This window comes from Methylobacterium sp. 2A, assembly GCF_009806555.1.
Lineage (GTDB): Bacteria > Pseudomonadota > Alphaproteobacteria > Rhizobiales > Beijerinckiaceae > Methylobacterium.
Genome location: NZ_VUOK01000041.1, coordinates 1 through 3,910 on the forward strand (window position 1 = coordinate 1; position 3,910 = coordinate 3,910).

General features: G+C 70.5%; 3 protein-coding genes. All 3 read right to left on the minus strand.

What is annotated here, in order from left to right:
• Positions 1 to 325: 325 nt before the first annotated feature.
• From FVE89_RS19785 to metG, 3 genes are read right to left on the minus strand one after another with little or no spacing between them, the layout of a single operon-like run.
• On the minus strand, positions 326 to 1,129 hold the full coding sequence (locus tag FVE89_RS19785; RefSeq protein WP_160535981.1) for an MBL fold metallo-hydrolase: 804 nt from the start codon (positions 1,127 to 1,129) through the stop codon (positions 326 to 328).
• A gap of 23 nt (positions 1,130 to 1,152) precedes the next feature.
• Entirely contained in the window at positions 1,153 to 1,953 is an 801-nt protein-coding gene (locus FVE89_RS19790) for a TatD family hydrolase (RefSeq protein WP_160535983.1), read from the minus strand.
• Positions 1,954 to 1,960: 7 nt separating this feature from the next.
• Positions 1,961 to 3,538, minus strand: a complete 1,578-nt coding sequence (metG, locus tag FVE89_RS19795; protein WP_160535985.1) for a methionine--tRNA ligase — start codon at positions 3,536 to 3,538, stop codon at positions 1,961 to 1,963.
• Positions 3,539 to 3,910: the final 372 nt, after the last annotated feature.

Sequence of the window (3,910 nt, forward strand, 5' to 3'; positions counted from 1 at the left end):
CACGCCAGGTCTCTCGACCCGGCCGCAAGGACAAACGCCGCCCGCGTCTCCCTTCCTCAATCACAACTTGTCAAAGAACGCCTCAGTCGCCCGAGGCTCATCGAGAGGCAAACAGAAGACCGCCCGGCAATTCCGCCGGCCAGCCCGCCCGCTTGTCAGAAGATGGCTCAGCGCCCGGTCCACTTCCGCGGCCGGCGCCGATGAACCGGGGTATACGCAGGCCGATCCGGTCCGTCAACAGCCTTGTTGGCCGGGAAGTCGATTTTCTTGGACTCCGCCGGCGACACGCGTGTGACACCCGATTCGTGTTCCACCCTGAGTGCCCTCACGCGTCGAGGCTCAGGGTCATCCCGTCATAGGCCGGCACGACCCCGTCAGGCAGGCGCGCCGCCAGGATCGCGTAATCCAGATCGGTGTGCAGGTTGGTCAGCACCGCCCGGCGCGGCCTGACTTCGGCGATCAGCGCCAGCGCCTCCGCGACGGAGAAGTGCGTCGGATGCGGCGTGTCCCGCAGGGCGTCGATGATCAGCAGCTCGAGCCCGTGGAGCCGGGCGAGGCTCGCCTCCGGGATCAGGCTCACGTCGGGCATGTAGGCCGCGTGGCCGAATCGAAAGCCCAGGGCTGCCTCGTTGCCGTGCTCCACGGGGAGGGATTCCACGGTGATCGGGCCCCCCGCCCCGTCCAGGGTCAGGTCGCGGCCGGCGGCGAGATCGCGCAGGTCGAGGATCGGCGGATAGGCGCTCCCCGGGGGCGTCTCGAAGCAGTAGCCGAACCGGGCGGTGAGCAGGGAGCGGGTCAGGGCGTCGGCGTAGACCGGGATGCGCCCCCGCATGGCGATCACCAGCGGGCGCAGGTCGTCGATCCCGTGGGTGTGGTCGGCATGGGCATGGGTGTAGAGGACGGCATCCAGGCGCCGCACGTCCGCGTCGAGAAGCTGCTCGCGCAGGTCGGGCGCGGTGTCGACCAGCAGGGTGGTCCGCCCGGCGCCCGATTCGCGCTCGACCAGGATCGAGCAGCGGCGGCGCCGGTTGCGCGGATTTGCGGGATCGCAGGCGCCCCAGCCGCTGCCGACCCGCGGGACGCCGCCCGACGAGCCGCAGCCGAGGATGCGCAGGGTCAGGCTCGCCATCCGGATCTCCCGCTCCTAACCCGTCACGCGGCGCCCTGGGGCGCTCCGGCGGCCTTGTCGAACAATCGGAAAAAATTCGCCGTGGTGATGCGGGCCAGCTCCTCCGGGGGAAGCCCCAAAGTCCCGGCCAGGGATCGCGCGGTATCGGCCGTGTAGGCCGGCTCGTTGGTCCGTCCGCGATGGGGCTCGGGGGCGAGGAACGGCGCGTCGGTCTCCACCAGGATTCGGTCGAGGGGCACGGCCCGGGCGATGGCGCGCAGGTCGTGCGAGCGCCGGAAGGTGACGATGCCGGAGAACGACACGTACAGCCCCAGCTCCACCCCGGCCTCCGCCAGCCGGGGGCCGGAGGAGAAGCAGTGCAGGACGGCCCGGAACGGCGCACGGGCCATCTCGTCGGTCAGCACCCGCTCCATATGGTCGTCGGCGTCGCGGGCGTGGATCACCAGCGGCAGGCCGGTCTGGCGCGAGGCCTCGATATGGGCGCGCAGCACCCGCTCCTGCACGGATTCGGGGGCGGCGTCGGAATAGTGGTAGTCGAGCCCCGCCTCGCCGATCCCGACGCAGCGCGGGCTGCTTCGGGCGAGCGCCGCGATCGTCTCGGCGGACACGTCCGGCTCCTCGGCGGCGCCGTCCGGATGGGTGCCGATCGTGTGCCAGACTTCCCCGTGGGCCTCGGCGATCGCCCGGTAGGTGTCGGCCCGGGCGACCCGGGTCGAGATGGTGAGCATCCCGGTGACGCCCGCTTCCTTGGCGCGGGCGATCACGCCGGCCAAGTCGGCGGAGAAATCCGGGAAGTCGAGATGGCAGTGGCTGTCGATGAGCATCGGGGCGTCAGGCAGCCGGAGCTTCGGGGCGCTCGAAGCGCGGGAAGATCGGCGCGGGGGCCGGGAGCGCCGTGCCGGGCACGAGGCGACCGCCCTCCCCCACATCGGCGAGCTGGCGCCGGTCGGCCGGCACCGCCAGCAGGCCGAGGAGTTTGGCCGCCGCCCCCGGCACGAAGGGCTGGGTCAGGATGCCGAAGACGCGCAAGCTCTCCAGCGTCGTGTAGAGCACCGCGTTCATCCGGGCGGGATCGGACTTGCGCAGCTTCCACGGCTCCTGGGCCGCGAAGTAGCGGTTGGCCTCGGCCACCACGGCCCAGATCTCGGCCAGGATGCCGTGCAGCGCCAGATCGCCCATCAGGGCGCGGGCGCGGGCCGGCAGGGCATCGGCCTGGGCCAAGAGGGCCGTGTCGGCCGCGTCGAGGGCGCCGGGATCCGGCACCGCGCCGTCGCAGTTCTTGGCCACCATCGAGAGCGAGCGCTGGGCGAGGTTGCCGAGATCGTTGGCGAGGTCGGCGTTGATCCGCCCGATGATCGCCTCGTGGCTGTAGCTGCCGTCGCCGCCGAACGGCACCTCGCGCAGCACGAAGTAGCGCACCGGGTCGACCCCGTAGGTGTCGGCGAGCTCGAACGGGTCGAGGACGTTGCCGAGCGACTTCGACATCTTCTCGCCCTTGGAGAGCAGAAAGCCGTGGCCGAAGACGCGCTTGGGCAGGGGCAGCCCGGCCGACATCAGGAAGGCCGGCCAGTACACCGCGTGGAACCGGACGATGTCCTTGCCGATGATGTGCAGGTCCATCGGCCAGAATCTTTTTTGGGGGTTCTCCGCGTCGGGGAAGCCGGTGACGGTGAGATAGTTCGTCAGCGCATCGACCCACACGTACATCACGTGATTCGGATGCCCCGGCACCGGCACGCCCCAGTCGAAATTGGTGCGGCTGACCGAGAGGTCCTTGAGGCCGGAGCGCACGAAGCTCGCCACCTCGTTCCTCCGGGTTTCCGGCCCGATGAAGTCCGGCTGATCCGCGTAGAGCTTCAACAGCCTGTCCTGGTAGGCCGACAGGCGAAACAAAAAGTTCTCCTCCTCCATCCACACGACCGGCGTGTCGGTGGCGAGGCTGCGGCGGCTGCCGTCCTCCAGGAGGCGGGTCTCGGCCTCGTCGTAATAGGCCTCGTCGCGGACCGAGTACCAGCCGGCATATTTGTCGAGGTAGATGTCGCCCTTGGCCTCCATCCGCCGCCAGATTTCCTGGGCGGCCGCGTAGTGGCCCGGCTCGGTGGTGCGGATGAAGCGGTCGTAGGCGCAGTCCATCCGGTCGGCCATGGCCTGGAACCGGGCGGCGGTGCCGTCGACGAAGGCGCGCGGGGTGGTGCCGGCCCGGGTCGCGGCCTGCTGGATCTTGAGGCCGTGCTCGTCCGTGCCGGTGGAGAACAGCACGTCGTAGCCGTCGAGCCGGTGGAAGCGCGCGATCGCGTCGGCGGCGATCACCTCGTAGGCGTGGCCGATATGGGGCGCGCCGTTGGGATAGGAGATCGCGGTCGAGAGGCCGAAGGTTCTTTGGGGCTGCGCCGGGGCGTTGGACGTCACGTCTGTGGTGTTCCGGATCATCGCGAAAGGCTGCCCGCGTTGTCGCGCGGCAGCGGCCGGGACGCAACCGGTGCAAGGCCCGCGCGGCACGACCCGGAGGCGGTCCCATCCGGACATGCGCGATCGTCCCCGCGCGCCTGTGGCGCCGGGGGCATGGCCCAGGAATGACAAACACGAGGGACGCGGGACGCCGCGGGAACCCAGGTGTGGATAGACGCGCGGGATCCGGTCCCCGCGGCGTCCCGCGGCATCGATCGGGCGTGGTCCCCGACCGCTGCCGTCTTGTCGTCGCGGTGTCTGTGCGACGGTCCCGACCCTGCGACATCCCGGAAGACGGTCTCGGACGCGGTGACACGCACCGCCGGAACCCGC